This window comes from Deinococcus detaillensis, assembly GCF_007280555.1.
Classification (GTDB): domain Bacteria; phylum Deinococcota; class Deinococci; order Deinococcales; family Deinococcaceae; genus Deinococcus; species Deinococcus detaillensis.
On sequence record NZ_VKDB01000025.1, the window covers coordinates 1 to 24,501 of the forward strand.

Below are 24,501 nucleotides of genomic sequence, written 5' to 3' on the forward strand. Positions count from 1 at the left end.
AGCGCCTACTGTGCCAGTCAACCCAGCGCCTACTGTGCCAGTCAATCCTGCTCCTGTGCCCAGTCCCAACCAGCTCTCAGCTGTTGGCGTCTGGAAGGGCAGTTTCTACAGCTCGCGGGCACTGAACAATCCCAACCCATTTACGCTGACCGTTACCGGACAAGACAGCGCGGGTAACTTCACCGGGAAGGTGAACAATGCGGCGCTGGGACCATTCAGTTTGAATGTCACCGGCAAAATCAACGGCAATCAGATCACCCTGAACTATCAGACCAACATGGCCGTATGTGATGGAGCTTTCACTCAGGAAAATGGCAAGACCCGCTATCAGGCCGATTGCCTGACCCGTGACGGCAATGGCCCGCAGAGCAGCAATTTCTTGGATATGACCCGGCAGTAATTGGCGGCGAAATCAGAACCAGTCGCTGAGGACTCGCTGACCTAGCAGAGACTATTTCTCCTCAAATCAAATGCAGTAGCGCGTGGCGTGCCCGCCGCACTTTCACCTCGCGCTGCGCTTCAAACTCATACGGCTCGTTCATCAGAAACCAGTACAAATCATGCAAATAACTGTGGGCAAGATACGCCCGGAAGCGGGTGAGTGAACTCATATCGGGCGGCACCAGCTCCAGCGCCGCCGCGAGGCTTTCGGGTCTGGACAGCAAATCTAGCGTGCCGGTTTTGAGGAGGGCCAGATCGCGCATCGGGTCGTCCCAAGCGGCTTTTGTCCAGTCGATCACCAAAACTTCGCCCGTCGCGTCGTTGATCAAAATGTTGTCTTGCCACAAATCGAGGTGGCAAAATGCGGCGGGCACGTCCAGCGCCCCCCGGAAGAGCGGTTCTTCAATGGCCTCAAACAAATCGTCGAGCGGATAGGGCGCGAGGGCGCTGCGAAATCGCTTGAGCCGCTCGCTCAGCCTGGGCAAGTCCACCTGGCCGCGCCGCTCGGCGTGCAGAGCCTCCAGAATTTGGCGCACCCTCGGCAGGGCGCGGGGCACGTCCGCCTCAGAGAGCGGGTGGCCGTCAAAACGCGGCATCACCAGCACTTCCACGCCGTCGGTTTCGTGCACGTCCAGCACCCACTGGCCCATGTCGGCGCGGCGCATGTTGGCGGCCTCGGTGCGGTGTTCGCCTTTGTGGTTGCGGTAGATCTTCAGCACCCGCTCGCGGCTGGCGTCGGTGTACACCCGGCTCTGCATGCCAAAGTCCAGCGGCGTCAGCGGGCCGTAGAGCCGTTCTAAGTTGGGAAATAAACTGACCCGCTGCACGGCGCACATCATAGCGGGAAGCGGAGCGTGGGAAGCGGGGCATTGATCTTTTTTGCTGCCGCCGCCGCTTTAATTAATGTACGCCGCGTTCCAACAGGCCCACTAATCTAGGATCGAGCGCTTTTCCAGCTTGGCCGCGCAGCACTTCGAGGTCGCCGGTTCTGACATAGGTATTGGCGACGGCCAAAATGCGGGCGTACAGCGGAATATCTTCGCCGCTGAGTTTATCGGGCGTGCCCTGGCCGTCCCAGCGCTCATGGTGGTGCCGGATGGCGAGCTGGGCCTGACTTAAGCTGCCCACCCCGTGCAAGACGTTGGCGCTGACCAGGGCGTGGTTTTCTTCACCGTGCAGTTTGCCGACATCGTGCAGGGTGGCGGCAAACCAGACTTCATCCAGTTCGCGCTCGGCCAGTCCCAGCGTGCGTCCCAGTTGCAAAGCCACTTGCGCCACCGCTTCGGCGTGTCCCACCGAATCGAAGTCGAGGCTCTCGCTCATCTCGGCCACCGCTGCGGCCACCGTGCGGGCAGTGCTGCGGGCTTCTTCACGTGAGTCCATCAGGCCGAGCAGCATCCCTACGGTGCTGCTGAGTTTCTGGGCGCTGTCTTGCTGTTCCTGAGTAAAGCCGCTTCCCACCCGGTCAAGCACCAGTGCGCCGAGGTTGCGCCCCTTATCTGCCAGCGGCAGCACCAAAGAAGCGCTGACCTGATTCATGCCCGCTTCGTCAAATTGAGGGTGGAGCATTTCGTCATTCATGGCGTAGAGGTCGCTGGAACCATTGGTGATCAGGCGCGGGCGGGCCGCTGTCCACGGGCCGGACAAGCTCAGGCCCACCAAGCGGCGCGGGTAGAGCAGCACCGCCACCACCCGGTCTTGGCCGCGCCGCAGCACTCCGTAACCCTTCACGTCGCCGCCGACCCGCGCCGCGAGCTGCGAAAGCGCACTTTCAAGCAGGCCTTCGGGCGTGGGGCGGGAGAGCAGTTCAGCAAGGAGCTTGCCCGCTTCCGGCTCCTGGTACACGCTCAGCGTTCCGGCGAGAGCGGGAGAAGCCAGCTCCACCGCAGCCGCTTGCTCGGCGCTTTGGGAAGCGGGGGATGGCTGCGGGCGCGGACGTCTAAACATGCTCCAAGTATAAAAGCCCCATCATTCAAACTCCTGACAGCAGGGGTACACCCTTTGGTGCGCGGCGGTGATCTCTACCGTGCTGTTCGGCACGCTCGGTACCCGTCACTTGGCGCTAGAGTCAGCCATGAAGTTCTCGCCTTGGCCCGCCGTTTTGCTCATTATTGCTGGAGCGGCTTACTTTGTGCCGCAGGCCGATCCCAGCGCAGGCCGTTTTGGGAGCGGCTTTGACAGCTCAAGCAGCGCCGCGACGCCCACCCTGCGTGATCCCTTATCACCGGCGACCCGCGACCTATTCAGCAAATCGCGTCCAGCCACTGTGCAAATCGAGCAGCTTGGCCCTTCGGAAAATGGAGGCGTGCAGGGCGGCCTCGGCACCGGATTCCTGATTTCGGGTGACGGGCAGGTCATGACCGCTTATCACGTGGTAGATGGCGCACAGCTTATCCGGGTCAAGACGCTGAGCGGGCAGGTCTACCGCGCCCGTGTGACGGCTTTCGACAACGCGGCGGACGTGGCGCTGCTCAAGATCGACACCCGCAGTGCATTGCCCTTTTTACCGCTGGCCAGCCGCGAAGCCAAAATCGGTGAGGGGGTATTGGCCATCGGCAACAGTGGCGGCGACTTTTTGCAGGCCCGTGTCGGCCGGCTGCTGCGGCTCGGAGCGCGGGCGGGCCAAGCTGATTTCCCCCAAAACACTTTTGAGATGAGCGCCCCGCTCGCGCCCGGTGACAGCGGCGGCCCGATCCTGAACGCCAGCGGCGAAGTGATGGGCGTGGTCAGCTACGTGCGGGTCAATGACGAGGGCAAAACCCTGACCTCTTACGCCGTACCTGTCGAGGAGTCGGGCAAACTGGTTCAGGCGCTGGAAGCCGGAGAAAAGCGCGACGTTCCGGCGATTGGCCTGCGCTTTGACGGCCAGCATGACGGCCTGACCAGCCCTTCCGGCGGGGTGGTGGCCGAAGTGGTGGCGGGCAGCCCAGCGGCAGCGGCGGGACTGCGTGGATCGAGTTACGACAGCCAAGACCAACTCAGCCAACTCGGCGACACCATCACGGCGGTCAACGGCATCCGGACACGCAGCAGCAACGACGTGATTTTTGAAATCCGCCGCCGCCAAGTCGGTGACACCGTCAAGCTGACGCTCAGCCGCAAAGCCCAGAGCCGCGAAGTCAGCGTGCCGCTGGTGGCCAAGGGGAGCATCAATTACAACCAGTGAGATTGGGGGGAAGCGGTTGATCCCGGTTCAGCGCCGCCGACGCTTGTTGATTTCCAGCAGCACCGGAATAAAGGAAAGCACCAAGATCACGCCGACAATCACCAGAATGTATTTGTCCAGCACGTCTTTGGGAATGATCTTGCCCAGAAAATAACCGGCCAGCGGGACGCTCGTTCCCCACAGCACCGCGCCGATGGCGTTGGAGATCATAAAAGTGCGCGGGTTCATTTGAATGGTTCCGGCCAGCGTGGGCAGCAGCGTGCGGATGATCGGCACGAAGCGGGCCAGCACTAAAGCCTGATTGCCGCGCTCGTCAAAATACTCGCGGGCCTGCTCGACGTATTCGGGCTTGAGAAACTTGACGCGGGCAAACACGGCGGGGCCAAAGCGGCGGCCAATGAAGTAGCCCGACAGATTGCCCAGAAACGCGGCCACGATCACCAGCACGATGATTTCAACGATGCCGAGGTCGCCCCGCGCTGCAAACAGGCCTGCCGTAATCAGCAAGCTGTCGCCGGGTAAAAAGAAACCGAGCAGCAGGCCCGTTTCGGCAAAGATAATCAGGGCGAGGCCCACATAAGAAAAGGTGGCGAGCAGGTATTCAGGACTGAGCATTGGGTCAGTGTAGCCCGCCGCTTAAAGACCTTTCGTCAGCCGAAAGTAAAGGGGCGGGCTGATGCCCCTCCGTGCTGCCCTTAAACCCGAGTCAGATCCTTGGGCAGCGGCAAGAACTCAATCTCTGGGTGCTGGGTCTGGGTGTAGTCCAGATCATAGGGACTCCTGAACAGCATCACCGGACGTCCTTGATCGTCTTCGACGTGGCGGGCGAAACGGGCCACCGAGGCCGTGTCACCCGCCAGCCAGCGCACCAACTCGTAACTGGTGACGTGCATTTCCACTTCGACGTTGTATTCCTCGAGAAGGCGGGCCTGAAAAACCTCAAATTGCAGCGGCCCCACCGCGCCCAAATACGGGTCACGCGCTCCGTCGGTGGGGTAAAAGACCTGCACCACGCCTTCTTCGGTGAGCTGGGTCAGCCCTTTCATAAAGGTCTTGCGCTTGCCCACGTCGCGCAGAGAAATGGTGGCAAACGTTTCGGGCGTGAAGCGGGGAAAGCTGGGCAGTTGCAGTTTGCCGTCTAAGCTGATCACGTCGCCAATTTGAAAGACGCCCGGATTGACCAGGCCCACGATGTCGCCCGGATAAGCGTCGTCCACTTTTTCACGGTCTTGGGCAAACAGGGTATGCGCCTGCGAGAGCCGCAACTTGCGCCCGGTGCGGGTGTGCGTTACGTCCATGCCGCGCTCGAAATGACCGCTCATCACCCGCATGTAAGCGGTGCGGTCACGGTGGGCCTTGCTCATGTTGGCCTGCAATTTAAAGATAAAACCGGCAAATGGCGCTTCGGGGTCGCGCTCACCGAGGTTGGTTTCGACTGGGCCGGGCGGGGGCGCGAGTTCCACGAAGCGGCTCAGAAAGTGCTCCACGCCGAAATTGTTCATGGCGCTGCCGAAAAAGACGGGGGTCAGTTCGCCTTTGAGGAAGGCATTCTGGTCAAATTCGCCCATCGCTCCCTCGATCAGTTCCACGTCCTGAATCAGTTTGGCGGCGAGGTCGGGACCGACCAGTTGGCGCAGTTCCGGGTCATGCAGTCCGGCGACCTGCACCGGGGCACGCTGTTTGCCGCGTGCGGTGCGCTCGAACACCAAGACTTGCTTGCTCTGCAAATCGTAGACGCCCTTGAAATCGGGGCCGTCACCAATCGGCCAGGTCAGCGGAATGGCGGTGATGCCCAGCGTGCTCTCGACTTGCTCGATCAGCTCGAACGGATCGACGGCGGGCCGATCCATCTTGTTGATAAAAGTCAGAATCGGAATGCCCCGGTTGCGGCACACCGCGAACAGCTTTTCGGTCTGGGCCTGCACGCCTCTGGCCGCGTCCAGCACCATCAGGGCCGAGTCGGCGGCGGTCAGGGTGCGGTAGGTGTCCTCGCTGAAATCCTGATGTCCGGGGGTATCGAGCAGGTTGATGTGGCGGCCTTCATATTCAAAGGTCAGCGCCGAACTGGAAATGGAAATGCCGCGCTGCTGCTCGATGCTCATCCAATCGGAAGTGGTGTGGCGCATGCCTTCGCGGGCGGTGACACTGCCGGCCTGCTGAATCGCGCCTCCGTAGAGCAGCAGTTTTTCGGTGATGGTGGTTTTACCGGCGTCGGGGTGAGAAATGATGGCAAAGGTGCGGCGGCGCTCGATTTCGCGCTCGAGGTGGGGACTGGTCATAAAGGCTCCGGCGGGCGCGGTATGGCGGCAGCGGCCCGTAGTAAGGGAAAATTTTGGGTAAAGCGTCGGTTCAGTTTCTACGACTCAGGGCCGCAACGTCGTTCAGGCGTCGTCAGGGTGGCGTGAGGAGAAACATCATTTGGATATTATACCGCGTTTGGAGAAAGAGAAAAAGCCCCCAGCGCCGCGTCCAAGGTGCCCAGCCTTGCCCGCACCAACTTGGCCGGATCGCGGTTGTATCCGCCCGCCATCAGCGACACCAGCGGGGTTTTGCTGCTCGCTGCCCAGCCGTAGACCCGCTCGTCCCGCGCCCGCAGACCGTCCAAGCTCAGCGCCAGCCGCCCGAGTTGGTCGCCTTCCAGCACGTCCGCGCCTGCCAGATAAAAAACCAACTCAGGCTCAAACGCTTGCACGGCGGGCATTACGGTGTCTTCAAGTGCCGCCAGATACTCGGCGTCGCCCGCGCCATCGGGCAATCCCACGTCCAGATCGCTGCGTTCTTTGTTGAACGGGTAATTGTGGTCGGCGTGAACGCTGAGGGTGAAAGCCCGCGCCTCACTGCCCAGCATCGCCGCCGTGCCGTTGCCCTGATGCACGTCGAGGTCGAGCACCAAGACTTTGGAGAGTAGTCCAGCGTCCAGCAGATGCCGGGTGATGATCGCCACATCGTTGAGAAACGAAAAACCCTCGGCGTGATCGACGTAAGCGTGGTGGGTTCCGCCGCCCAAGCTGAGGCCGAGGCCGCTGCTCAGCGCGTCCCAGGTGGCGCTCAGCGTTGCGCCGCATGACGCCCGACTGCGCTCCACAACTGCGGTATCCCACGCAAAGCCCAGTGCCCGCTCCTCTTGCCGCGTGACTTCGCCGCGTCGCCAGCGCTGCAAATAAGCGGGGTCGTGCGCCCACTCTGCGAGTGCCCAAGGCAGGGGAGGCGCTTCCAGCAGCGGTAAACGCTCGGCGGCTTGTGCGAGGAGTTGCAGCAAAAATTCACGCGGCAAAAACTGGCGGCGCGGTGGGGGAGACTGGCGGTAAGCGGCGTTGAGGAAGGGAGTAAAGACGCGGGGCACGTGGGTAGTTTAGGGGCTGAGTTGAGATAACCTATCCCCATGACTCCGCGCCAACTTCACCTTATCGGCTGGTCATTGGTGGCTCTCATTGCGGCCCTACTACTGGTCGGTGCGCTGGCGGGGTGGCAGTGGTGGATGACCGGGATTGTAGCTCCGCTTGGAGGCGTTGCCGGTGGAATTCTTGGCACAGTGAGACGGCGTAACGAGAAGCGGTAAAAGCGCGGAGCACGCTGGTAGTTTAGGGGCTACAACTCAGTCGGCGCTGTGCACCTTCATCAACTCGGCAGTGGTCCGCTCGTGCTCTGAGCCGCTGAGCGCCAACTCACGCTGCACGTTGGCCCTGTCTGCCGCCGTTTTGTTTTGGCTGAGCTTATATTTGCCTTCCAGCTTGCCGACCCGCAGCTCAAAGGTCACCACGCCCGCCAACATGCGCCGCTCGAGGTCAGCGGGAATGGGGGCCATACCGGGCGTGTGCTGCTCCACCAGGCCGTAAGCGATGCGCCGGGTGGCCTCGCCTGCGACCACTTGGGCCTGCCCGTAGGCGTGAACCGCCGCGTAATTCCAGGTCGGCACGTTCGGGCGGCTTTCGTACCACGCCGGATCAATCAGGGCGTGTGGCCCCTGGAAAATAACCAAACTGTCGGCTTCTCCGAAGTGCTGCCACTGCGGATTGGCCCGCGCCAGGTGGGAGCGCAAATAAAGTGCTTCGCTGCCGTCTGCGCTTTGCTCCGATTCGATCAGCAGCGGAATGTGCGAGGCAAACGGCACGCCGCCCGGAGCCGTGATGAGGGTGGCAAAGCTGTGCGCCCGCATAAACCGCAGCAACTCAGCTTGATCGGTGAGGCGAAAGTGAGCGGGGGAGTACATGCGGGCAGTTTAGCGGCCCCAATAGACCAAGTGCGCTCTAAGCCGCTTGGCCTACCTCCGTCCACTCCGCGCTAAACTCCCCTTGACCCGCTCAAGGTTCTTGAGGTCTGGCTTTCCTTCCCGCCGCCGCCGAGGTTTGATGAATGAACAGCGCCCGCCAGTAAGTCCAGTTAGATTCAGAGCAATCTAAACGCCTTGCTGCTGCCTTGCCAATGGGCGGGAACGCGCTGATCACAACCAATACCGGGGGAAGTATGCTTGCCCGTTTACATCACGTTGCTCGCAGTTACGGCGACCAAACCATTTTTGACGACGTTTCCTTAGACCTCCGGCCCGCCGAGCGCCTCGCCCTGATCGGTGAAAATGGCAGCGGTAAAACCACTTTGCTGCGCTTGATCGCCGGACTCGATGCCCCCGACAGCGGCCAAGTGGAGCGACTGGGCAGCGTGGCGTACTTGCCTCAGCACGCGCCCCAGCACGGCGGCAAAGTGCTAGACGCCGTGACTCCACCCGAACTGCTGGAAGCTTTGTGCGTCCTAAACGCCGCCAGCGCTGATCTCGGCGACCCCACGCCCGATCATCTTCGCACCTTCAGCGCCGCCGAAGAACGTTACCGCAGCGCGGGTGGCTACGACTTTGAAACGCGGGCCAAGGCTGTGCTGGCAGGTCTCGACCTTGATCCGCAGGCGGCAGTGGGCCAACTCTCGGGTGGCCAGGCGCGGCGGGTGCTGCTGGCCCGTCTGCTGCTCTCGCCCGCCGAGTTGTACCTGCTCGACGAACCCACCAACCACCTCGACGAAGCCTCAGTGCGCTGGCTGGAAGACTGGATTGCCCGCAGCCGCGCCGCGTTTGTGCTGGCCTCGCATGACCGCGCTTTTTTGGACGCGGTGAGCACCCATACTGCCGAGCTGGAACGCGGGCGGCTCACCTTCTACCCGGCGGCATATTCGGCAGCTACGAAACTCAAAGCCACCTTGCGGGACGCCCAAGACCGCGCCCACACGGCGACCCGCAGGCAGCAGGCGGCGCTTGCAACGGAAGCCGCCCGCCGTCAGAGCAAGGCCCGCAGCGCTGGAAGCTACAACCCCAAACGCGCCGCTGACAGCGACAAATTGCTGGCCAAAGGCAAAGCTCAAAACGCCCAGAACGTCAGTGCGGCCCGTGCCAAAGCGCTAGAAAAACGGGCTGAGCGCTTGGTGGTGCCTGACAAGCCTTACGACGACCACCGTCTGATCACCCTTGACTTGCCCGCCGCATCAACTGGCCCCAGTGAAGTGCTGACCGTGCGCGACTTGGCGGTTCGGCGGGGCAGCTTCACGGTGCTGGAAAACGTCAACTTGGATGTCCGGCGCGGCGATAAGATTGCTCTGACGGGGCCAAATGGCGGCGGCAAAAGCACGCTGCTCCGCGCCATTTTGGGTCAATTGCCTTGTCGCGGCACGGTGCGGCTGGGCGCGGGTCTGCACCTCTACTTCGCGGGGCAGAGCGGTGAGGAGCTGTCTAACTTATCCACTCTCAAAGACGCTTTATTGGACGCCAACCCGCTGCTGACGCCGCATCAACTTTACGAAATCGCTGCTCAAGTCGGCTTACCGCCGGAGCCGTCGTTCCGGCTGGCCAACCTCTCGGGTGGGCAGCGCACCCGCCTGAGTTTGGCACGGCTGGGCGTGACCCGCGCCAGTCTGCTGGTGCTGGACGAGCCCACCAATCACCTCGACATCAAGGCCATTGAAGCGCTGGAAGACTTGCTGCGCCGCTTTTCCGGCACGCTGCTGCTGGCGACGCATGACCGCCACCTGCGCCAGCAAGTCGCCACGCGGGTCTGGGAAGTCGGTGGGGGAGGAGTGTGGGAGGGATAATGAAGGCGATGGAACACATACAACTCCGCCCACTGCGTCCCGGCGATGAAGAAGCCGCTGTGCGCTGGGGAGCCGACGAAGAATTTTGCCGCGCGGCTGACTGGCCGGTGGGACTCGCGCCAGATCATATCCGCGAACACTGGATTGACATGACTGATGGACGCAGTGAACTTCATCCGCACTTTCTGCGTTTGGGTATTACCCTAAGCGGCGCATTGATCGGCCATGTCGATCTGGCCTACCTCACCCCAGTGTCCGGTGAATTCGGTATCGGCATCGAGCGCCCGCGCTGGCGGCAGGGCGTCGGGTTGGCAGCGGGCAAGTTACTCCTCAGGCACGCCTTTGAGGTTCTCAAGCTGGAAGAAGTCACCGCCATCGTTCACGCGCCCAACTTGCCCTCACACGCGCTGATGCTGCGGCTGGGCTTTGTGGAAGAAGGTGAGTCTGAACCGGAGGAGTATCAGGGCGAAACGGTGCCGGTGACGCGGTATCTGATCAGGGCGAGGTGAGCTTCATCTCACACCAAAATCTGCGCTGCCCACCCCTAGCTGGTGCCTCGCTCACCTGAAAGCCGCTGCGCCGATAAAACCCAACCGATTCGTCGTCTGTTTCTGCGACTAATTTCTGGAGTTGGAGATGGTCAGCAACAGCGTGGAGAAGGTCACGCCCGTAGCCTCTTGCGGTCTGTTCAGGCGACGTGCCGATGTGCAGTATTTCAGCTTCCATCTTGTTCACAGCCAGCCCCACCGCGCTGACAGGTTCGCCGCAAATGTTCCAAGTAAAAATGCGCCTTGCCGGATCGGTCTGGTAAGTCTTCAGCGTGAGGACGGTGCGTTCGGGGTCGGGAAACATGGCGCGGGTCAGCAGCGCCGCGACGTTGGGTGTAAGTGAAAACGCAGGCTGAAGCATGAGTCAGCAGTCTACTGGGGCGAAACGGTGACGGTGACGCGGTGGCTGGTCAAGCGGAAGAACTACTCTCCGCGAGAGTGTAAAACATACGCCCACACCCCTTCCAATTTCCCATAAGCCGTTGGGAAGGAGGCTCCGACCTCATACACGCGCTGCCCGCAACTTCTCCTCGTCCACCTGATGCTCTCTCAGCGCGGCCACGTCCAGCCAGCCGTCCTTAAATTCAATCGGCAAGTTGAGCAAGTCGCTTTGGAGCTTGAGCACAAAACTCAGCTCGCACGGCTCGGTCACGCCGTCCTGGGTGCTGAGCAGCGCGGCGTGGAGCGTGCCGAGGCCGCTGCTGGCCTGCGAGCCGATCATCACGCTCTTGCCGGCCTGCTGAGCGCGGCGCAGCATTGCCAGCCCGTCGGTAAAGCCGTTGCGGGCGGTTTTGATGTTCAGAATGTCGAAGGTGTCGAAGTCCAGCTCGCGCTCCAAATCTAAGGGCGTAAAGCACGAATCGTCGGCCACCAGCGGCAGCGCCCCGCTCGATTTGAGCTGGGCGCGGGCGCGAATCTGGCGCACCGGTAGCGGTTCTTCCACGTACGTCAATCCCGCTTCGCGCATGGCGGCGAGGGCGGCGGGCGCGATTTCGGGCGTCAGGGTTTCGTTGCTGTCGGCGTAGAGCTGAACTTCACTGCCGAATTCAAAGCGCAGCGCTTCGATCACCTCCAAGTCGCGGGCGTGCTGGCGGCCCACTTTGACTTTCAGCACCCGCACACCCTGCTCCACCACCCGGCGGGCTTCATCCAGCATCTCGGTGGGCGCGGCGATGCCCAGAATAAACGAGGCCCGCACCAAGGTACTTGGCCCCAGCAGCGCGTCAAAGAGGCTTTGCCCCCGCGCCTTCTGGCGGGCGTCCCACAGCGCCATGTCCAGCGCTCCGCGTGCCGTCAGGTTTTGGGCCACGCTGTTGCGGGCGGCGTTCAGCGCGGCTTCGTCGTCGATGCTCAGGCCCACCAATGCGGCTTCAAGGTGGCTCAGAATGCCCACGATGCTGGCCACCGTTTCGCCGTAAATAGTCGGGCGCGGCGGCGCTTCGGCCTCACCCAGCGTGCCGTCATCGAGGTGCACCCGCACCAAGACGTGTTCGGCGGCGCTCAGGCGGCTGTGTGCGCCCCACGCCAGCACCCCGTGCAGCGGCAAGCGGTAGGGAATGGCTTCCAGCCGCACGATCTTGGGGCCGCCCACCTCCAAATGGGTCATAGCCAATGCTCCACGCGCCGCGCCACTTCACTTGGGGCCAGCGCCGCCGTATCGAGGTCGAGTACCCGCTCAGGCGGCAGCGTCAGTAAAAAGGCGTGGGCGGCTGCTGGATCATAGTTTTGGCGCTCGCTCAGCACGATTTTGGTTTTGGCCAGAATGTCGGCTGGGGCGTGGCCCTGACTTTGCAAGGCGGCGAGTTTGCTGAGTTCGGCGGGCGTGAACACCTGAGCCGCGCCCCTGAGGGCTGCCAGTTCGCTGCTGAGATCATGGCTGACCGCTTCTGGTTTCACCGCGTCGAAAGCGTCGCCCCGCCCGAGCAGTCGGCGCACCCGCAGGGGGTCGGGCGCGTGCAGGTGAATAAAGCGCCACGCTGCAAACGCCTCAGCGGCGTAGCGCACTTCGTCTAGGCCCCGCAGACCGTCAAACACCAAGCGCTCTCCCTCTTCCGGCAAAGCCCGCAGCGTGCCGAGGGCCTGCGCCATGCCGCCGGGGTGGGTTTGGCGGTAGCGGGCGGTCAGGGCAAAGCGCTCTTGCCTGTCGGTCACGGCGTGGCCCGCCAGCGGCTCGATCATCACCGCGTCGGTGACTTCGCGGCGGTCAGGCAGTACCCGCAGCCCTGTCGCGCTCAGGGCGCTCAGGGCGGTGCTTTTGCCCACCCCCGTCACGCCCACCAGGAGGGTCAGCGGCAAAGCGGAGAGCGGCTCGGCTCCGGCAGGCGGCGTTTGGTGGGGCAGCCACAGTCCACTGAGGGCCGGCGAGGAAAAAGGCAACGTCATGGCCCGCAGTCTAGCGGCCCGCGCCGCACGTGGCCTCACTCAACCCGCTTGAGTGCGCGTGGGCTTGGCTAAAGATTTGAGCAAGGCTAACCCAAGTGGACATAAGCACTCCGCCCCGTCAGTTCTCGCCTGAGCCCACTAGACTTCTGGTCAAGACTGTCTTTACACCGCGCTGAAGAAGTCAACCGTGTTGTTCTCAGGATTTTTTGTCTTTAGCCGTCAAGGAGACGTTATGGCCCGGCTCAACGGTAACAAATTCAGCGGTGGTGGTATTTGGATCACCGCTCTGATTGTAATTTTGGTGTTGCTCTACTTGCTTTACCGCTTCTACTTGCAGCCCAATGGTTTACTCGATTTAGGATTTTGAGACTCAACTCGCGCCTTCAAAATAAATTCAGGATTGAGAATTAAGGAGATTATTTCATGATTAAAGGTAAAGACTTGGTCGGACGCAGTGTGGTTTCTTTAAGCAGCGGGCATCAGATCGATAAAGTGCACGACTTGGTGTTCGACCATGATGCCAATCAAATCCTGGCGCTGCTGGTCGATGAGGGCGGCTGGTTCAGGGCCGCCAAAGTGGTGCCGTTTGAGGCGGTTCGCAGCATCGGTGAAGACGCCGTGATGATTGACGACGAAAACAGCGTCATCAGCGCCCGCGACGACTCACGCATCGCCGATTTGCTCGACACCAAAGTGGGCCTCGTCGGCACGCGGCTCCTGACCAGCGGAGGCCGCGAACTCGGCAAAATCGCCGACGTGTACTTTGAGCCGACCAGCGGCAAAGTGGTGGGCTACGAAGCGACGGGCGGTTTGTTTTCTGATTTGTCGAGTGGCCGCACCTTCGTGCCTGCGCCGGAAAGCATCAGCATTGGAGACAACGCTGCGATTGTGCCGGAGTCGGTGGCCGCCGCAATGGAAGAACAGGAAGCGGGCGGGCTGCAAGGGGCGTTTAGCAACGTCAGCGACAACGTCAAGCAGAGTTACGAGAATTTGTCGACGGCCACCAAGTCGCGTCAAAAAGAATTCGTGATTGGTAAGCAGGCCGGAAGCGAGGTGGCCACCGAGGAAGGTTTGGTCATCGTCCAGAAGGGTGAAACCATCACCACCGCGCAGGCCGACCACGCCGAGGAGCTGGGCCTGCTCGGTTCACTGGTGGGTGCAGCGACCGGCGGCAGTATGCAGGCGGCTTACAGCAGCGCGGCCAGCAACGTGCAGGGCCGAGTGGACGACTTGAGCGACGCCTCGCAGGAAAGCCAGATGCAGTACGTGATCGGCAAAACGGCGGGCAACGACGTGGTGGCCGGAGGAACGCCGACAGAAGGTGCGGCGCTCAGCACCGTCATTGTCAGCAAAGGTCAAGTCATCACCGAGCAGCAAGCTGAGAGTGCCCGCGAGCACGGCGTTCTTGGCCAATTGGTCGCGGCGGCCACCAGTGGGAGTATGCAAACGGTTTACAGCAGCGCGTCGAGCAACTTGCAAAGCCGCGTCGAGGACTTGAGCAGCGCCAGCCGTGAGCGCCAAGTGGAATATGTGCTGGGCAAAGTGGCCGGAAGCGACGTTCACGGCGACGACGACACGGTGATCGTTTTGAAGGGCCAGACCATCACGCCGATGGCGGTGCAGAGCGCCGAGAGCAAAAACGCGCTGGGCAGCTTGGTGGCCTCGGCTACAGCGGGCAACCTGCAAGGCGGTATGCAGCGCCTGAGCGGCTCTTACGTGAGAGGCCAGACGGCAGAGAGCGCCCCAGTAACAGGCGCTCCCATTGTTGGTGCTCCAGCGGCAAGCGCTTTGGGCCGCCGCGTTCGCCGCGATGTCTACGGCCCCAACCGCACCCTGATCGCCGCACAGGGCCAGATCGTGACTCAGGGCGTGCTGGAACGTGCCCGTGAACTGCACCGCGAAGACGATTTACTCGACGCCACCGGCGTTGCCCAGGCCAGCGCCACCGAGAGCGGCGGGCCTGCCATCGGCGAGCAGCTCTCGGCGGGCCTGAGTAACGTCAGCGCCGGAGCGACTGGTCTCTTTGACCGTGCCAAGCAGTGGCTGGGTGAAACCCGCGAGAACGCCGGAGAAGCCGTCGAGCAGCGCCAGAACGACGCCGAAGTCCAAAAAGTCCGTGACGCGTTGGGCCGTCCGGTGACGCGGGTCATCCTCGATCCGCAGGACAATATCATCCTCAATATCGGTGAGATCATCACCAACAAAGCAGTAGCCGCCGCCCGCCAAGCCGACATTCTAGACATGCTGCTGGACAGTGTCAGCAAAGAAGAAGTGCGGATCAACCCGCTGGACGTGCGCCCCCACGAAACCGGCACTGCCGCCTTGGCAGGTGTGGATGATGTGAACTTGCAAAAGAAGCCGCAGTCGTAAACCAGCTTCTACGAAAAGGGCCGCTTTCCTGCGTTTGGGAGAGTGGCCCTTTGTTTTGCCTGTGGAGATTACAGCGCTCTGCTTGTCAAGCGCCGCCACTCCCGCTTCGTCCAGTGCCTTTCATCACCCTCTGCGCTATGTCCCGCGCTAAACTGCTGGGCGTGCCTTCCCGCTCGCCCGCCCCCGCGCATTTAACCCGCTTGGAGATTCGCAACCTCGCCACCATCGCTACGCTGGCGCTGGAACTGCGCGGCGGGTTTTCGGTGTTTACCGGCGAAACCGGCGCGGGCAAAAGCATCATCGTGGACGCGCTGGGCCTGCTGCTCGGCTCGCGCAGCAACCCCGATTTGATTCGCAGCGGCGCGGATGATCTGCTGGTCACCGGCTTTTGGGGCGAGGACGTGGTGTCGCGCAAACTCACTCACCAGGGCCGCAGCAGCGCCCGTGTGGACGGTGAGGTGGTGGCCCTGCGCGAGTTGGCAGAGGTCTCGCAGGCCCGCCTGACCATTCACTGGCAGCACAGCGCCCAGAGCCTGCTGAGCGCGGGCAACCAACGCGCCCTGCTCGACAGCTTGCTGTTAGATGAACTCGGTCACTACCACGCCGCGTACAGGGCGTGGCAAAACGCCGCCGGACACTTCGAGCGCCTGCAAGCCTCCGAGCGGGAGCGGGCCAGACAACTCGATCTGCTGCGCTTCCAAACTCAGGAACTTAGCGAGGCGGGCCTGAAAGAAGGTGAGGAAGAACCGCTGCGGGCCGAACTTGTACGTCTGTCGAATTTTGAATCCATCGCGGCGGGCGCGTCGGAAGCCCTTGAACTGCTCAGTGACGGTGAAATCAGCGCGGCGGGCCTTGTGTCGCAGGCGATCCGGTCGCTGAATGCTCCGGCCCGTTACGACGAGGCCAGCGCCCAGCTTCAAGCCGAACTCGCCAGCGCTTTAGAGAGTGTGCAGGCGGTGGTCAGCGAACTCAGGAGTGTGGCCGAAGACCGCGCTCCCGACCCTGAAGCGCTGGCCCAACTCGAAAGCCGCCTGAGCCTGATCGGCAAGTTGCAGGCCAAATACGGCCCCAGCAGCCAAGACGTGCTGAACTTTCAAGTCGAAGCCGAGCGCGAACTCGCCGCACTGGAGAGCGACGAGCAGAGTGCCGGAACGCTGGAAGCGGAAGTGAGAGCCCTGCGCCAGATCGCCGAACAAGCCGGACTGCGCCTGCGCACTGTTCGCCAAAAAGCCGCCGCGCCGCTGTCCGAGCAGCTGCTCAATGTCATTCGCCAACTCGGAATGCCGCACGCCCGCCTTGAATTCGAGTTGCGCCCGCTGGCCGTGCCGGGGCCGCACGGCTCAGACGATGTGAGCATCCGCTTCAGTGCCAACCCCGGCGAGGGCTTGGGCGAGCTGGCCGACACCGCTTCGGGCGGTGAACTCTCCCGCGTGATGCTGGCCATCAGCACGGTGCTGGGAGCCAGCACGCCCAGCGTGGTCTTTGATGAAGTGGACGCGGGCATCGGCGGCTCGGCGGCGCGGGCGGTGGCCGATCAACTCTCGCACTTGGCGTCGGCGCGGCAAGTTCTGGTGGTCACGCACCTCGCTCAAATTGCCGCCCGCGCCGACTGGCATTTCAAAGTCGAAAAAGACATTGAAGCGGGCCGCACCATCAGCCGAGTGCGCCTGCTTTCGGGCGAGGAGCGCTTAGAAGAGATTGCCCGAATGCTCAGCGGCGCGTCGTCCGAAGCCGCCCTCTTACACGCCCGCGAGTTGCTGGCGGGTCCGAAGCGTATACCTGAGCCGAAAAAGCGGGGAGCCAAAGCGCTGAGCTAGGAAATATTTGGTGGATAGCCTGCACAACGCGGCTTTTTTTATCCTCAATCATGAAGGCCAGATTGACATCCCTTTAGGCGTGAGTCAGCCGCCGCCCCCTAAGCTGAGAGGATGAAGAATTCAACTGGACTCAAATTGGCCGCCGCGCTGCTTGGCACTGGGCTGCTGGCGGGCTGCACCATGTCGGGGCCGAGCAATATCAGCGTCCATGAAGTGCTGCTGTACGGCTCCTCGCAAGACCGCCTCGCCTGGGTCTACGGCAACTTGTCGGGCGGTCAGGGCAGCCTCAGCATTGACGGCAAGGCGCTGGCCCTGCGCCCGCAGACCGCTGGAGATTTGGCGACGCCTGGCAGCTTGAATGTGGGCGGCGCGAACGTCTACAAGGGCCGCACCCGCAGCTTGTTGCCGCCTGAGAGCGTGGTGCAGCAGGGCACGGCCAATGCCTACACCATCAGCGCCACGCAAGACATCGACGCCACTTACCTCGTCAGTGGCGGCACGTGGTATCAGCTCAGCGGCGCACTGGCGGCGGGCAGCAGCGTGCAGGCCAGCGCCCAAACCGTGAGCGGCTTGGTGGGCGCGGGCCAACTGACTGGCAGCGAGGCTGCCGTCCTGAGCGGCGTGTTGGCTAAGCAAGGCGTTTTGGTGGTCACGGTGTTGCCCGCTGGCGCTTTGCCTGACGCGGCGCTGAAAGTCGAGCCTGCACCCACTGAAACCAAGCGCACCGGCCTTTACTTGCAGCCGCTCTCGGTGGCCACCGCCACGTCGACGACCACCACGACCACTGGAGGCAATGTGAGCAGCATCCCAGCCACGAGCAGCACGGTGGGCTTCCGTGAAGTGGCCAGCGGCAACAACGCTCAGGCCAGCAGCGTCAGCGTGGTGTTGGCCAACAGCCAGAGCGCCCTAGATGCTCTGTGGAACACGGCCTACGCCCGCCAAGTTCCCGTTCCGCCAACGCCGATTATCGTCAGCCAAACCGCAGTGGGGATTTTCCTCGGCAGCCGCCCGACCGGGGGCTACGGCCTGACGGTGCAGTCGGTGCGGGCCAGCGGCTCGGCCTTAGAGATCACTGTCAATCTGCGCTCTCCCGGTTCCGGCACCATCACCACCCAGTCCATCACCAGTCCCTGGACCATCGTCTCGGTGCAGGGCCTCTACCGCACAGTGACGGTGCGCGACCAGAACGGGCAGTTGCTGATTCCCTAGCGTGCTGGCTCAGGTGTTCTCATCTGGGCCGGGTGATCTGCCGCCGCCTCAACCTTTAGACTGAGCCACTATGACCAGACTCAACGGCGGCAACTCCAACAACCGTATTTTTTTAGTCGTCGGCACTCTGGTGGCGCTGCTCCTGATCGGCATCACCGTTTGGGCGGTGCAGCGCGGACAAACCAGCACGCCGACCAGCGCCGGAACCAAGACCTTTGATTTGAAGGGCCAGCCGTTTATCGGTAAAGAGGACGCGCCGGTGACCTTGGTGACGTTTGAAGATTTCAAGTGCCCCAACTGTAAGAACTTTGAGGAGACCATCTTCCCCACCATCAAGTCCAAGTACATTGATACTGGAAAAGCCAAACTCTATAAAATCAACTTTCCGTTTTTGGGTGACCGGCTAACCCCCAATGACTCGGTGCTGGCGGCTGAAGCGGCGGAATGCGCGTACGACCAGACCGGCAACGAGGGCTATGAAGGCATGTCCACCATCATCTTCCGCGCTCAGGGTGATGAAAGCCAGGTTTGGGCCACCAAAGAGAAACTCGAGGAGTTGGCGGGCAGCGTGGACGGCCTCGACATGGCCAAGTTCAAGACCTGCTTGGACACCGACGCCACCAAGGCCCGCGTGGAAGCCGACAAAAAGCAGGCCACCGATGCCGGCGTCAATGCCACCCCCAGCGTGTTCGTCAACGGCGTTTTGACCACTGATTTCAGCGCAGAGACGATTGGCAAGGCGATTGACGCCGCCGCCAAATAAGCACCAATGACCCGCGATAACCGGTTGTATCTGGCGTGGGTTGTGGCCCTGATCGCTACACTGGGCAGCTTGTACTTCTCCGAGATTCGCTCGTTCGTGCCATGCATCCTGTGTTGGTTCCAACGGATTTTCATGTACCCGCTGGCGATCATCTTGGGTGTGGCGGCCCTGCGCGGCGATTTCAGCGTACGGGTTTACGCACTCAGTTTGGCCGCCGTCGGCTGGCTGATTGCCCTTTACCAAAACTTGGAGGTCTGGGGCGTGGTGCAAACGCTCAAGGCCTGCACGGTCGGCCCTATCGGCACCGGCTGCGACGCCAAGTGGCCGATCTTCGGCGCAGGACTCAGCGGCGTGTCCAACATCATTACTATTCCGGTGCTAAGCCTCACGGCCTTCACACTGATTATTGGTTTGCTGAGTTGGCCCCGTCATAAGGTCGAGCAGGTCCGAGTGTAATGCTGCGCCTCTTGCCTGGTCGCTGTTTGCGTGCTAGCTTTACGTTTGGCTTGTTCCAAGCCGGGAGGTTTCGTGGCGAGAAGAAGAGCACCAGACGGACGTGAATCCAAACGCAAGAAGGAAGACGCCGATACCGTTCGCGCCGAAGGCGTAGTGGAAGAAGCGCTGCCCAACACCACCTTCCGCGTGAAGTTGGACACTGGGCATGATCTCTTGGCGTATATCAGCGGCAAGATGCGAATTCACTACATTCGTATTTTGCCCGGAGACCGCGTGGTTCTGGAGATCTCGCCTTACGACACTTCACGCGGGCGCATCGTCTACCGCCGCTAAGCGCGGGAAACGGTCAAAAGCGCGGTGGCCCGCTCAAGCTGCTTTGCGGCAGCAAGGTTACCAACCAGATTCCTCACAACCTAAGGGTGCCGGGGGGTCGAGCGTCGGCCACGTTGCTGAGTCAGTGTTTTTCAGTGGTGCAGCAGCAAGGCGGCGCGAGGAGGAAGGATAGATGAAGGTTCGCAGCAGTGTGAAGAAAATGTGCGACAAATGCAAAGTCATTCGTCGTCATGGTCGCGTGATCGTGATTTGCGAAAACGTGAAGCATAAGCAGAGGCAAGGTTAATGGCCCGTATTGCCGGCGTTGACTTACCCCGCGAGAAGCGCATCCAAATTGGCCTGCGCTATATCTACGGCATCGGGCCAACCCGTGCCGATCAGGTTCTGGCGACCACGGGTATCAGCCCCGATACCCGCGTCAAGAACTTGACCGAAGCCGAAACCACCCAGCTGCGCGACGCCATCGAGAAAGTCTACAAAGTCGAAGGCGACCTGCGCAGCGAAGTGGGACAGAACATCAAGCGTTTGATGGACATCGGCGCTTACCGTGGTTTGCGTCACCGCCGTGGTTTGCCGGTGCGTGGTCAGCGTACCAAGACCAACGCCCGCACCCGCAAGGGGCCGCGCAAGACTGTGGCTGGCAAGAAAAAGGCCGCGAGGAAGTAAATCATGGCCAAGACCACCAAAAGAGCGCCCCGCGCCAAGCGCCGCAATATCAGCGCGGGCCGCGCCTATATCCACGCCAGCTACAACAACACCATCGTCACCATCACCGACGTCGAGGGCAATTCTGTGGCCTGGTCGTCGGGCGGCACCATCGGCTATAAAGGCAGCAAGAAGGGCACGCCCTACGCGGCCCAACTCGCCGCCGCCGACGCCGTGAAAAAAGCCCAAGGCTTCGGCATGAATATCGTCGACGTGGTCGTTCGTGGTTCGGGTTCGGGCCGCGAGCAAGCCATCCGTGCTATTCAGGCCTCAGGTATCGAAGTCAAGTCCATCATGGACGACACTCCTGTGCCGCACAACGGCTGCCGTCCCAAGAAGAAGCACCGCGCCTAAAACCTACCGCCGCGTTCTGGCCCGTCAAGTTCTGTGACGTCCTTCTTTGATGTCGCATTTTTGGCAGCACCTTTGCCTCAATAATTTTGACAGAGACAACATCCGCGCCACGCGGAGACGGTTTCCAGAGCGCTGCATCTTGGTCACTGCCGAGCACAAAAGAGCAGTCAGACCACACCCTGAGGAGAAAAATGGGTCGTTTCCGTGGTTCCATCACCAAACAAAGCCGCCGCGAAGGGATTAACCTTGCGGAGACTGAGAAAGTCCAAAAGTATCTCGACAAGCGCCCCTACGCGCCGGGTCAGCACGGGCAGCGCCGCAAGGGCCGCCCCAGCGACTACAGCGTGCGTCTGCGCGAAAAGCAAAAGCTCTCGCGCCTCTACGGCATGGGCGAAAAGCAGTTTCGCAACCTCTTTGAAGAAGCGTCCAACGTTCCCGGCGTGACCGGCACGGTGTTCTTGCAACTCCTCGAGCGCCGCCTCGATAACGTGGTGTTCCGGATGGGCTTTGCCAGCACCCGCCGTCAGGCCCGTCAATTTGTGGGACACGGCCATATTTTGGTCAACGGCAAAAAAGTCGACATCGCCTCTTACCGCGTCAAAATCGGCGACCAAGTCAGCGTTTTTGATAAGAGCCGCCAAATGGGCTTTGTCCAGGAAAATATGGACGCCATGAAGCGCCGCCGGGTCAGCCCCTGGATCGAGATGAACCCGGAGACCTTTACTGGCACCTTTTCACGTCTGCCTGCCCGCGAAGATCTGGCGTTGCCGATCAACGAGAACTTCATCATCGAATACTACTCGCGTTAAGAACGGAACGGAGGTTCTGCGTGGATCAAAAGCGTCCCCAGCTCAAAGCCCGTGTCGAAGGCGACTACGGCGAATTTACCTTGGAACCGCTGCGGCGGGGCTACGGCGTCACGGTGGGCAACCCCCTGCGCCGCATCCTGCTCAGCAGCATTCCGGGAAGCGCCGTGACCAGCGTCTACATCGAGGACGTGCTGCACGAATTTAGCACCATCCCCGGCGTCAAAGAAGACGTTATTCGCATCATTCTCAACCTCAAAGAACTGGTGGTGCGTTTCCATGCCCCCGGCCCCAAGACCCTGACGCTCCGCGCCGGTGGTCAAGGCGTCGTGAAAGCCAGCGCTTTCGAGGTGCCCTCCGACGCCGAAATCGTCAACCCAGATTTGGTGATTGCTACGCTCGCCGAAGACGGCAAATTGGTGATGGAAGTGCGCGTCGAAGAAGGCGAAGGCTACGTGCCCGCCGACAAGCACTCGACCAAAGACCGTATCAACTCCATTCCGGTGGACGCGGTGTTCACCCCGGTTCGCCGGGTGGCCTACCACGTGGAAAACACCCGCGTGGGTCAGCAGACCGATTTGGACCGCCTCATTTTGCGCGTCTGGACGGACGGCTCGACCAGCCCCCAAGACGCCTTAGATAAAGCCGTGGACATTCTCCGCGACGAGTTGACGGTGTTCGGCAACGTGGAAACCATGCAGGCTGAAGTCGCTCCGACTCCGGTACTGGTGCCTTCCGCGCCTGCCGCCAGCTACCCAGTCTATGATCCGGCTCCCACCCAAGCGGCTTCGATCAGCCTTGGCGACTACGCACTGGGCGGTGAAGTCAGCAGCCCCCGCGTCACCTTGGAGGGCCTCGGCCTGACCACCCGCGTGCTGCACTCGCTCAAGGAAGAAGGCATCGACTCGGTGGACGCCCTGTGCGCCCTCTCTGACCGTGACCTCAAAAAGGTCCCGGGTATCGGTGAGCGCAGTCTAGACGAAATCAAGCAGCAACTGGCCCAATTCGGGCTGGCTCTCAAAGACTAACGTTTCCCTTCCGGCCCGCTCTGCATTTCAGGGCAGGCCGGATTTTGCTAAAGGAGAATCAACATGCGTCACGGACGTAGAGGGCGCAAGCTCAACCGCAACTCGAGCGCTCGCACCGCGCTGGCCCGCGCTCAGGCCACCGCCTTGCTGCGCGAAGGCCGCATTCAGACCACCGTCGCTAAAGCCAAAGAGCTGCGGCCTTACGTGGAAAAGATCATCACCACCGCCAAAGCGGGCGGCCTGCACGCCCGCCGCCTGTGCGCCGAGGACATTCAGGACAACGCCGTGCTGCGTAAACTGATGGACGAAGTGGCCCCCAAGTACGCTGAGCGTCCCGGTGGCTACACCCGCATCCTGAAAGTGGGCGTGCGCCGGGGCGACTCGGCTCCGCTGGCTTTGATCGAACTGGTGTAAACGAGCAAGTGAGCAAGCCCCTGCCGATTGGTGGGGGCTTTTTTGTTTGTGTACTCAGAGTGCTGATACGTAGATTGGAGTAAGTTTGTCTAGATGCAAGCCGAGCTTCAAATCTTCAACTTGCTCATCGGCGGTGTCGCCCCAAGCTTGTAGGGTCAATTGAGTAGCTTTTGCCGACAGCGCTGCTTGACAGACTGAAAGAAGTAAGGCCCGCCTAAGCGCTGTGTGCCTTACATCTGAGCGTACCCCCGGCGTGCTGAACGATACCTGCTTCCCTTCTCTCCAAGCCCGACAAATACCAGCAGGCACGTCTAAAGCGTCGTAGGCCAGCCGGCTGAGGGTATCGTCACAGCCTCCTGCGTTTGGCTGTACGTCATTGGCTGTGGCGGAGGTGTGGCCAATCCGGTCAGAATAGCTGTGTTGTGCGGAAAGTCGGTCTTCCAGCGCTTCTACTTCATTTAAAGCGACAATCCTAAAGCCTTTTGGAATTTCAGGTAAAGAGATAGGAACTGGGCCGCTCATGCATGTATAGGCGCTGAATGGCCGTAATCCGGCAGCCTCTAGTGCTGCGACTGGTAGTAAGTGAGTTTCTGCGTAAGCATAAAGCTGTGTTTGAGTGCTCAGCGCAGCACGAAGCAGAATTACAGCAGCTTCATTCTGCAGTGAGGTGGGAAATGCGCCGCCTACCAGTTCTGCACCATAAGAAGGTGATGGCCGGAGCCCTAATGCTCCTAACGTTTCACCGACCTCATCCTGAACCAGCCAAGCCAGCGTCAATTGCTCGGTCGTAGCTTCAAAGTCCTGCTCAGGGCAACCATACAAACGGGCAAAGGTGGGAAGTGCCGCTTGAGGTGACAGGGCGGTGATTTTAAGGAACATGGGTCACTGTAGCCCGATAAAGTCTCTTTTCTACCCAGACGTGTTTTCTAGCCATTAAAGATGCACCGAGTATCTGCCACAACTTATCGGTAAGCGTGTGTGACAGGTTGCACGGTAGACGAAGTAAGCAGCGCCGAAGAAGCTGAGAAACTTCCTTGCATCCGCAGTACACACCGATGTTTTTGCGCCTTCTCTGCTCGGAACTGCGCCGTCCCCTGCCAGAGCGCTAGACTTACAGGCGTGACTTGGTTTTATCTCCTCACCAGTATTTTGATGGGCCTTGCCCTGCTGGCTTTGCTGCTGCGCCCCGATCCTCAGCGCCCGCTGACGCTGTGGCTGCTGGCGGCCCTCCTGCCGGTGCTGGTGGCCGTTACGGCGGCGATGTTTGGGCAAGCGCAGGCGCAGCGCACCCTCTCGGCCTTTAATCCAGCGCTTCAAGACCGCGCTCTGGCGTGGCGCGATGCGGGCGGCTCAGAAAACACCTCCACCCTCTCGCTGGGCGGATTAGACGCCGCCTGCGTGGTGCGGGCTGCTCAGCGCGGCGGCACTTACCAGCTCAGCAATTCCACGCTGTTCGTGCCGCACGGCGCTCAACTTCTGGGGCCTTGGCCCAGCCGCGCCGAATCGGACGCGCTGATGCTCAGCGGACAACTCAATTGCCGCAGGGTCAGCGTGGCGGGCGAGTAAGCAGACGCCCTTAGGCGTTTAGAGCATTTGTCGTAAAAGTTGCAAGACTTTTATGACCGAGTGAAGCGAGTGAA

The 24,501-nt window shown here is 61.3% G+C and carries 28 protein-coding genes; 18 read left to right on the top strand and 10 right to left on the bottom strand.

All coding sequences use genetic code 11. The features are described from left to right. A partial coding sequence (locus FNU79_RS15665; protein ID WP_225430119.1) for a hypothetical protein occupies nt 1-400 on the top strand: 400 nt, incomplete at its 5' end. Nucleotides 401-461: 61 nt separating this feature from the next. Here the strand turns inward: FNU79_RS15665 and FNU79_RS15670 are convergent. Both FNU79_RS15670 and FNU79_RS15675 read right to left on the bottom strand, forming a co-directional pair. Continuing rightward, nucleotides 462-1,280 (bottom strand): aminoglycoside phosphotransferase family protein, encoded by an 819-nt coding sequence (locus FNU79_RS15670; protein WP_143721743.1) that lies wholly within the window; start codon nt 1,278-1,280, stop codon nt 462-464. 61 nt (nt 1,281-1,341) lie between these two features. Beyond that, nucleotides 1,342-2,388, bottom strand: coding sequence for an HD domain-containing phosphohydrolase (locus FNU79_RS15675; RefSeq protein ID WP_143721744.1), 1,047 nt, complete (start codon nt 2,386-2,388; stop codon nt 1,342-1,344). Nucleotides 2,389-2,455: 67 nt separating this feature from the next. Between FNU79_RS15675 and FNU79_RS15680 the strand changes: the two genes are divergently transcribed. Further along, nucleotides 2,456-3,607 (top strand): S1C family serine protease, encoded by a 1,152-nt coding sequence (locus FNU79_RS15680; protein ID WP_225430120.1) that lies wholly within the window; start codon nt 2,456-2,458, stop codon nt 3,605-3,607. A 27-nt stretch (nt 3,608-3,634) separates the two neighbouring features. Here FNU79_RS15680 and FNU79_RS15685 read toward each other — a convergent pair whose 3' ends face one another. The 4 genes from FNU79_RS15685 to FNU79_RS15700 all read right to left on the bottom strand — a co-directional run bounded on the left by FNU79_RS15685 (nt 3,635) and on the right by FNU79_RS15700 (nt 7,817). Continuing rightward, nucleotides 3,635-4,222: a DedA family protein gene (locus tag FNU79_RS15685; protein ID WP_143721745.1), complete on the bottom strand. Its 588-nt coding sequence runs from the start codon at nt 4,220-4,222 to the stop codon at nt 3,635-3,637. 80 nt (nt 4,223-4,302) lie between these two features. Then, nucleotides 4,303-5,886 carry a peptide chain release factor 3 gene (locus FNU79_RS15690; RefSeq protein WP_143721746.1) on the bottom strand — a complete coding sequence of 528 codons (1,584 nt, stop codon included), beginning with the start codon at nt 5,884-5,886 and terminating at the stop codon, nt 4,303-4,305. A 146-nt stretch (nt 5,887-6,032) separates the two neighbouring features. After that, nucleotides 6,033-6,950, bottom strand: coding sequence for a histone deacetylase family protein (locus FNU79_RS15695; protein ID WP_143721747.1), 918 nt, complete (start codon nt 6,948-6,950; stop codon nt 6,033-6,035). Between the two features lie 252 nt (nt 6,951-7,202). Continuing rightward, a complete protein-coding gene (locus FNU79_RS15700; RefSeq protein ID WP_143721748.1) occupies nt 7,203-7,817 on the bottom strand; it encodes an FMN-binding negative transcriptional regulator in 615 nt (204 codons plus the stop codon). A 254-nt stretch (nt 7,818-8,071) separates the two neighbouring features. Here FNU79_RS15700 and FNU79_RS15705 point away from each other — a divergent pair, with 254 nt between their 5' ends. Continuing rightward, nucleotides 8,072-9,676, top strand: coding sequence for an ABC-F family ATP-binding cassette domain-containing protein (locus FNU79_RS15705; RefSeq protein WP_185974752.1), 1,605 nt, complete (start codon nt 8,072-8,074; stop codon nt 9,674-9,676). Next, complete coding sequence (locus FNU79_RS15710; RefSeq protein ID WP_225430121.1) at nt 9,676-10,185, top strand: GNAT family N-acetyltransferase; 510 nt, start codon at nt 9,676-9,678, stop codon at nt 10,183-10,185. Before FNU79_RS15705 ends, FNU79_RS15710 begins: the two co-directional genes overlap by 1 nt. Here the strand turns inward: FNU79_RS15710 and FNU79_RS15715 are convergent. From FNU79_RS15715 to FNU79_RS15725, 3 genes are all read right to left on the bottom strand, one after another. Continuing rightward, nucleotides 10,172-10,585: a GNAT family N-acetyltransferase gene (locus FNU79_RS15715; RefSeq protein WP_143721750.1), complete on the bottom strand. Its 414-nt coding sequence runs from the start codon at nt 10,583-10,585 to the stop codon at nt 10,172-10,174. The two genes, FNU79_RS15710 and FNU79_RS15715, sit on opposite strands and share 14 nt — an antisense overlap. A gap of 141 nt (nt 10,586-10,726) precedes the next feature. Next, nucleotides 10,727-11,830, bottom strand: a complete 1,104-nt coding sequence (locus FNU79_RS15720) for an enolase C-terminal domain-like protein (RefSeq protein WP_143721751.1) — start codon at nt 11,828-11,830, stop codon at nt 10,727-10,729. After that, nucleotides 11,827-12,606 (bottom strand): AAA family ATPase, encoded by a 780-nt coding sequence (locus FNU79_RS15725; protein ID WP_143721752.1) that lies wholly within the window; start codon nt 12,604-12,606, stop codon nt 11,827-11,829. The genes FNU79_RS15720 and FNU79_RS15725 overlap by 4 nt, the downstream gene beginning before the upstream one ends. A 232-nt stretch (nt 12,607-12,838) precedes the next feature. Between FNU79_RS15725 and FNU79_RS19680 the strand changes: the two genes are divergently transcribed. The 13 genes from FNU79_RS19680 (at nt 12,839) to rplQ (ending at nt 22,861) form a co-directional block, all read left to right on the top strand. Further along, nucleotides 12,839-12,973, top strand: a complete 135-nt coding sequence (locus tag FNU79_RS19680) for a hypothetical protein (RefSeq protein WP_263862375.1) — start codon at nt 12,839-12,841, stop codon at nt 12,971-12,973. Nucleotides 12,974-13,029: 56 nt separating this feature from the next. Next, on the top strand, nt 13,030-14,976 hold the full coding sequence (locus FNU79_RS15730) for a PRC-barrel domain-containing protein (protein ID WP_143721753.1): 1,947 nt from the start codon (nt 13,030-13,032) through the stop codon (nt 14,974-14,976). Nucleotides 14,977-15,113: 137 nt separating this feature from the next. Continuing rightward, nucleotides 15,114-16,793, top strand: coding sequence for a DNA repair protein RecN (locus FNU79_RS15735; protein WP_143721754.1), 1,680 nt, complete (start codon nt 15,114-15,116; stop codon nt 16,791-16,793). Nucleotides 16,794-16,904: 111 nt separating this feature from the next. Further along, on the top strand, nt 16,905-18,002 hold the full coding sequence (locus tag FNU79_RS15740) for a protease complex subunit PrcB family protein (protein ID WP_143721755.1): 1,098 nt from the start codon (nt 16,905-16,907) through the stop codon (nt 18,000-18,002). 70 nt (nt 18,003-18,072) lie between these two features. After that, the gene (locus FNU79_RS15745; RefSeq protein WP_143721756.1) at nt 18,073-18,765 is read left to right on the top strand and encodes a DsbA family protein; all 693 of its coding nucleotides are present in this window, start codon (nt 18,073-18,075) and stop codon (nt 18,763-18,765) included. A 6-nt stretch (nt 18,766-18,771) separates the two neighbouring features. Next, complete coding sequence (locus FNU79_RS15750; protein ID WP_143721757.1) at nt 18,772-19,221, top strand: disulfide bond formation protein B; 450 nt, start codon at nt 18,772-18,774, stop codon at nt 19,219-19,221. Nucleotides 19,222-19,293: 72 nt separating this feature from the next. Beyond that, on the top strand, nt 19,294-19,554 hold the full coding sequence (gene infA, locus FNU79_RS15755; RefSeq protein ID WP_124869582.1) for a translation initiation factor IF-1: 261 nt from the start codon (nt 19,294-19,296) through the stop codon (nt 19,552-19,554). 172 nt (nt 19,555-19,726) lie between these two features. Continuing rightward, nucleotides 19,727-19,840: a 50S ribosomal protein L36 gene (gene rpmJ / locus FNU79_RS15760; RefSeq protein ID WP_124869580.1), complete on the top strand. Its 114-nt coding sequence runs from the start codon at nt 19,727-19,729 to the stop codon at nt 19,838-19,840. Beyond that, nucleotides 19,840-20,220, top strand: a complete 381-nt coding sequence (gene rpsM / locus FNU79_RS15765) for a 30S ribosomal protein S13 (protein ID WP_124869578.1) — start codon at nt 19,840-19,842, stop codon at nt 20,218-20,220. The genes rpmJ and rpsM overlap by 1 nt, the downstream gene beginning before the upstream one ends. Before the next feature lie 3 nt (nt 20,221-20,223). Beyond that, nucleotides 20,224-20,613: a 30S ribosomal protein S11 gene (gene rpsK, locus FNU79_RS15770; RefSeq protein WP_124869575.1), complete on the top strand. Its 390-nt coding sequence runs from the start codon at nt 20,224-20,226 to the stop codon at nt 20,611-20,613. A gap of 191 nt (nt 20,614-20,804) precedes the next feature. Then, on the top strand, nt 20,805-21,422 hold the full coding sequence (rpsD, locus tag FNU79_RS15775) for a 30S ribosomal protein S4 (protein WP_124869572.1): 618 nt from the start codon (nt 20,805-20,807) through the stop codon (nt 21,420-21,422). Between the two features lie 20 nt (nt 21,423-21,442). After that, nucleotides 21,443-22,447, top strand: a complete 1,005-nt coding sequence (locus tag FNU79_RS15780; protein ID WP_143721758.1) for a DNA-directed RNA polymerase subunit alpha — start codon at nt 21,443-21,445, stop codon at nt 22,445-22,447. Between the two features lie 63 nt (nt 22,448-22,510). Then, nucleotides 22,511-22,861: a 50S ribosomal protein L17 gene (gene rplQ / locus FNU79_RS15785; RefSeq protein ID WP_124869567.1), complete on the top strand. Its 351-nt coding sequence runs from the start codon at nt 22,511-22,513 to the stop codon at nt 22,859-22,861. A gap of 54 nt (nt 22,862-22,915) precedes the next feature. Here rplQ and FNU79_RS15790 read toward each other — a convergent pair whose 3' ends face one another. Further along, nucleotides 22,916-23,740 carry a hypothetical protein gene (locus FNU79_RS15790; RefSeq protein ID WP_143721759.1) on the bottom strand — a complete coding sequence of 275 codons (825 nt, stop codon included), beginning with the start codon at nt 23,738-23,740 and terminating at the stop codon, nt 22,916-22,918. Between the two features lie 240 nt (nt 23,741-23,980). Here FNU79_RS15790 and FNU79_RS15795 point away from each other — a divergent pair, with 240 nt between their 5' ends. Continuing rightward, on the top strand, nt 23,981-24,427 hold the full coding sequence (locus FNU79_RS15795) for a hypothetical protein (RefSeq protein ID WP_143721760.1): 447 nt from the start codon (nt 23,981-23,983) through the stop codon (nt 24,425-24,427). Nucleotides 24,428-24,501: the final 74 nt, after the last annotated feature.

Excerpts from the sequence above, each read along its gene's own strand:
- FNU79_RS15670 (WP_143721743.1), bottom strand. The coding sequence starts at position 1,280 with ATGATGTGCGCCGTGCAGCGGGTCAGTTTATTTCCCAACTTAGAACGG.
- FNU79_RS15675 (WP_143721744.1), bottom strand. The coding sequence starts at position 2,388 with ATGTTTAGACGTCCGCGCCCGCAGCCATCCCCCGCTTCCCAAAGCGCC.
- FNU79_RS15685 (WP_143721745.1), bottom strand. The coding sequence starts at position 4,222 with ATGCTCAGTCCTGAATACCTGCTCGCCACCTTTTCTTATGTGGGCCTC.
- FNU79_RS15690 (WP_143721746.1), bottom strand. The coding sequence starts at position 5,886 with ATGACCAGTCCCCACCTCGAGCGCGAAATCGAGCGCCGCCGCACCTTT.
- FNU79_RS15700 (WP_143721748.1), bottom strand. The coding sequence starts at position 7,817 with ATGTACTCCCCCGCTCACTTTCGCCTCACCGATCAAGCTGAGTTGCTG.
- FNU79_RS15705 (WP_185974752.1), top strand. The coding sequence starts at position 8,072 with ATGCTTGCCCGTTTACATCACGTTGCTCGCAGTTACGGCGACCAAACC.
- FNU79_RS15710 (WP_225430121.1), top strand. The coding sequence starts at position 9,676 with ATGAAGGCGATGGAACACATACAACTCCGCCCACTGCGTCCCGGCGAT.
- FNU79_RS15715 (WP_143721750.1), bottom strand. The coding sequence starts at position 10,585 with ATGCTTCAGCCTGCGTTTTCACTTACACCCAACGTCGCGGCGCTGCTG.
- FNU79_RS15720 (WP_143721751.1), bottom strand. The coding sequence starts at position 11,830 with ATGACCCATTTGGAGGTGGGCGGCCCCAAGATCGTGCGGCTGGAAGCC.
- FNU79_RS15725 (WP_143721752.1), bottom strand. The coding sequence starts at position 12,606 with ATGACGTTGCCTTTTTCCTCGCCGGCCCTCAGTGGACTGTGGCTGCCC.
- FNU79_RS19680 (WP_263862375.1), top strand. The coding sequence starts at position 12,839 with ATGGCCCGGCTCAACGGTAACAAATTCAGCGGTGGTGGTATTTGGATC.
- FNU79_RS15730 (WP_143721753.1), top strand. The coding sequence starts at position 13,030 with ATGATTAAAGGTAAAGACTTGGTCGGACGCAGTGTGGTTTCTTTAAGC.
- FNU79_RS15735 (WP_143721754.1), top strand. The coding sequence starts at position 15,114 with ATGTCCCGCGCTAAACTGCTGGGCGTGCCTTCCCGCTCGCCCGCCCCC.
- FNU79_RS15740 (WP_143721755.1), top strand. The coding sequence starts at position 16,905 with ATGAAGAATTCAACTGGACTCAAATTGGCCGCCGCGCTGCTTGGCACT.
- FNU79_RS15745 (WP_143721756.1), top strand. The coding sequence starts at position 18,073 with ATGACCAGACTCAACGGCGGCAACTCCAACAACCGTATTTTTTTAGTC.
- FNU79_RS15750 (WP_143721757.1), top strand. The coding sequence starts at position 18,772 with ATGACCCGCGATAACCGGTTGTATCTGGCGTGGGTTGTGGCCCTGATC.
- rpmJ (WP_124869580.1), top strand. The coding sequence starts at position 19,727 with ATGAAGGTTCGCAGCAGTGTGAAGAAAATGTGCGACAAATGCAAAGTC.
- rpsM (WP_124869578.1), top strand. The coding sequence starts at position 19,840 with ATGGCCCGTATTGCCGGCGTTGACTTACCCCGCGAGAAGCGCATCCAA.
- rpsK (WP_124869575.1), top strand. The coding sequence starts at position 20,224 with ATGGCCAAGACCACCAAAAGAGCGCCCCGCGCCAAGCGCCGCAATATC.
- rpsD (WP_124869572.1), top strand. The coding sequence starts at position 20,805 with ATGGGTCGTTTCCGTGGTTCCATCACCAAACAAAGCCGCCGCGAAGGG.
- rplQ (WP_124869567.1), top strand. The coding sequence starts at position 22,511 with ATGCGTCACGGACGTAGAGGGCGCAAGCTCAACCGCAACTCGAGCGCT.
- FNU79_RS15790 (WP_143721759.1), bottom strand. The coding sequence starts at position 23,740 with ATGTTCCTTAAAATCACCGCCCTGTCACCTCAAGCGGCACTTCCCACC.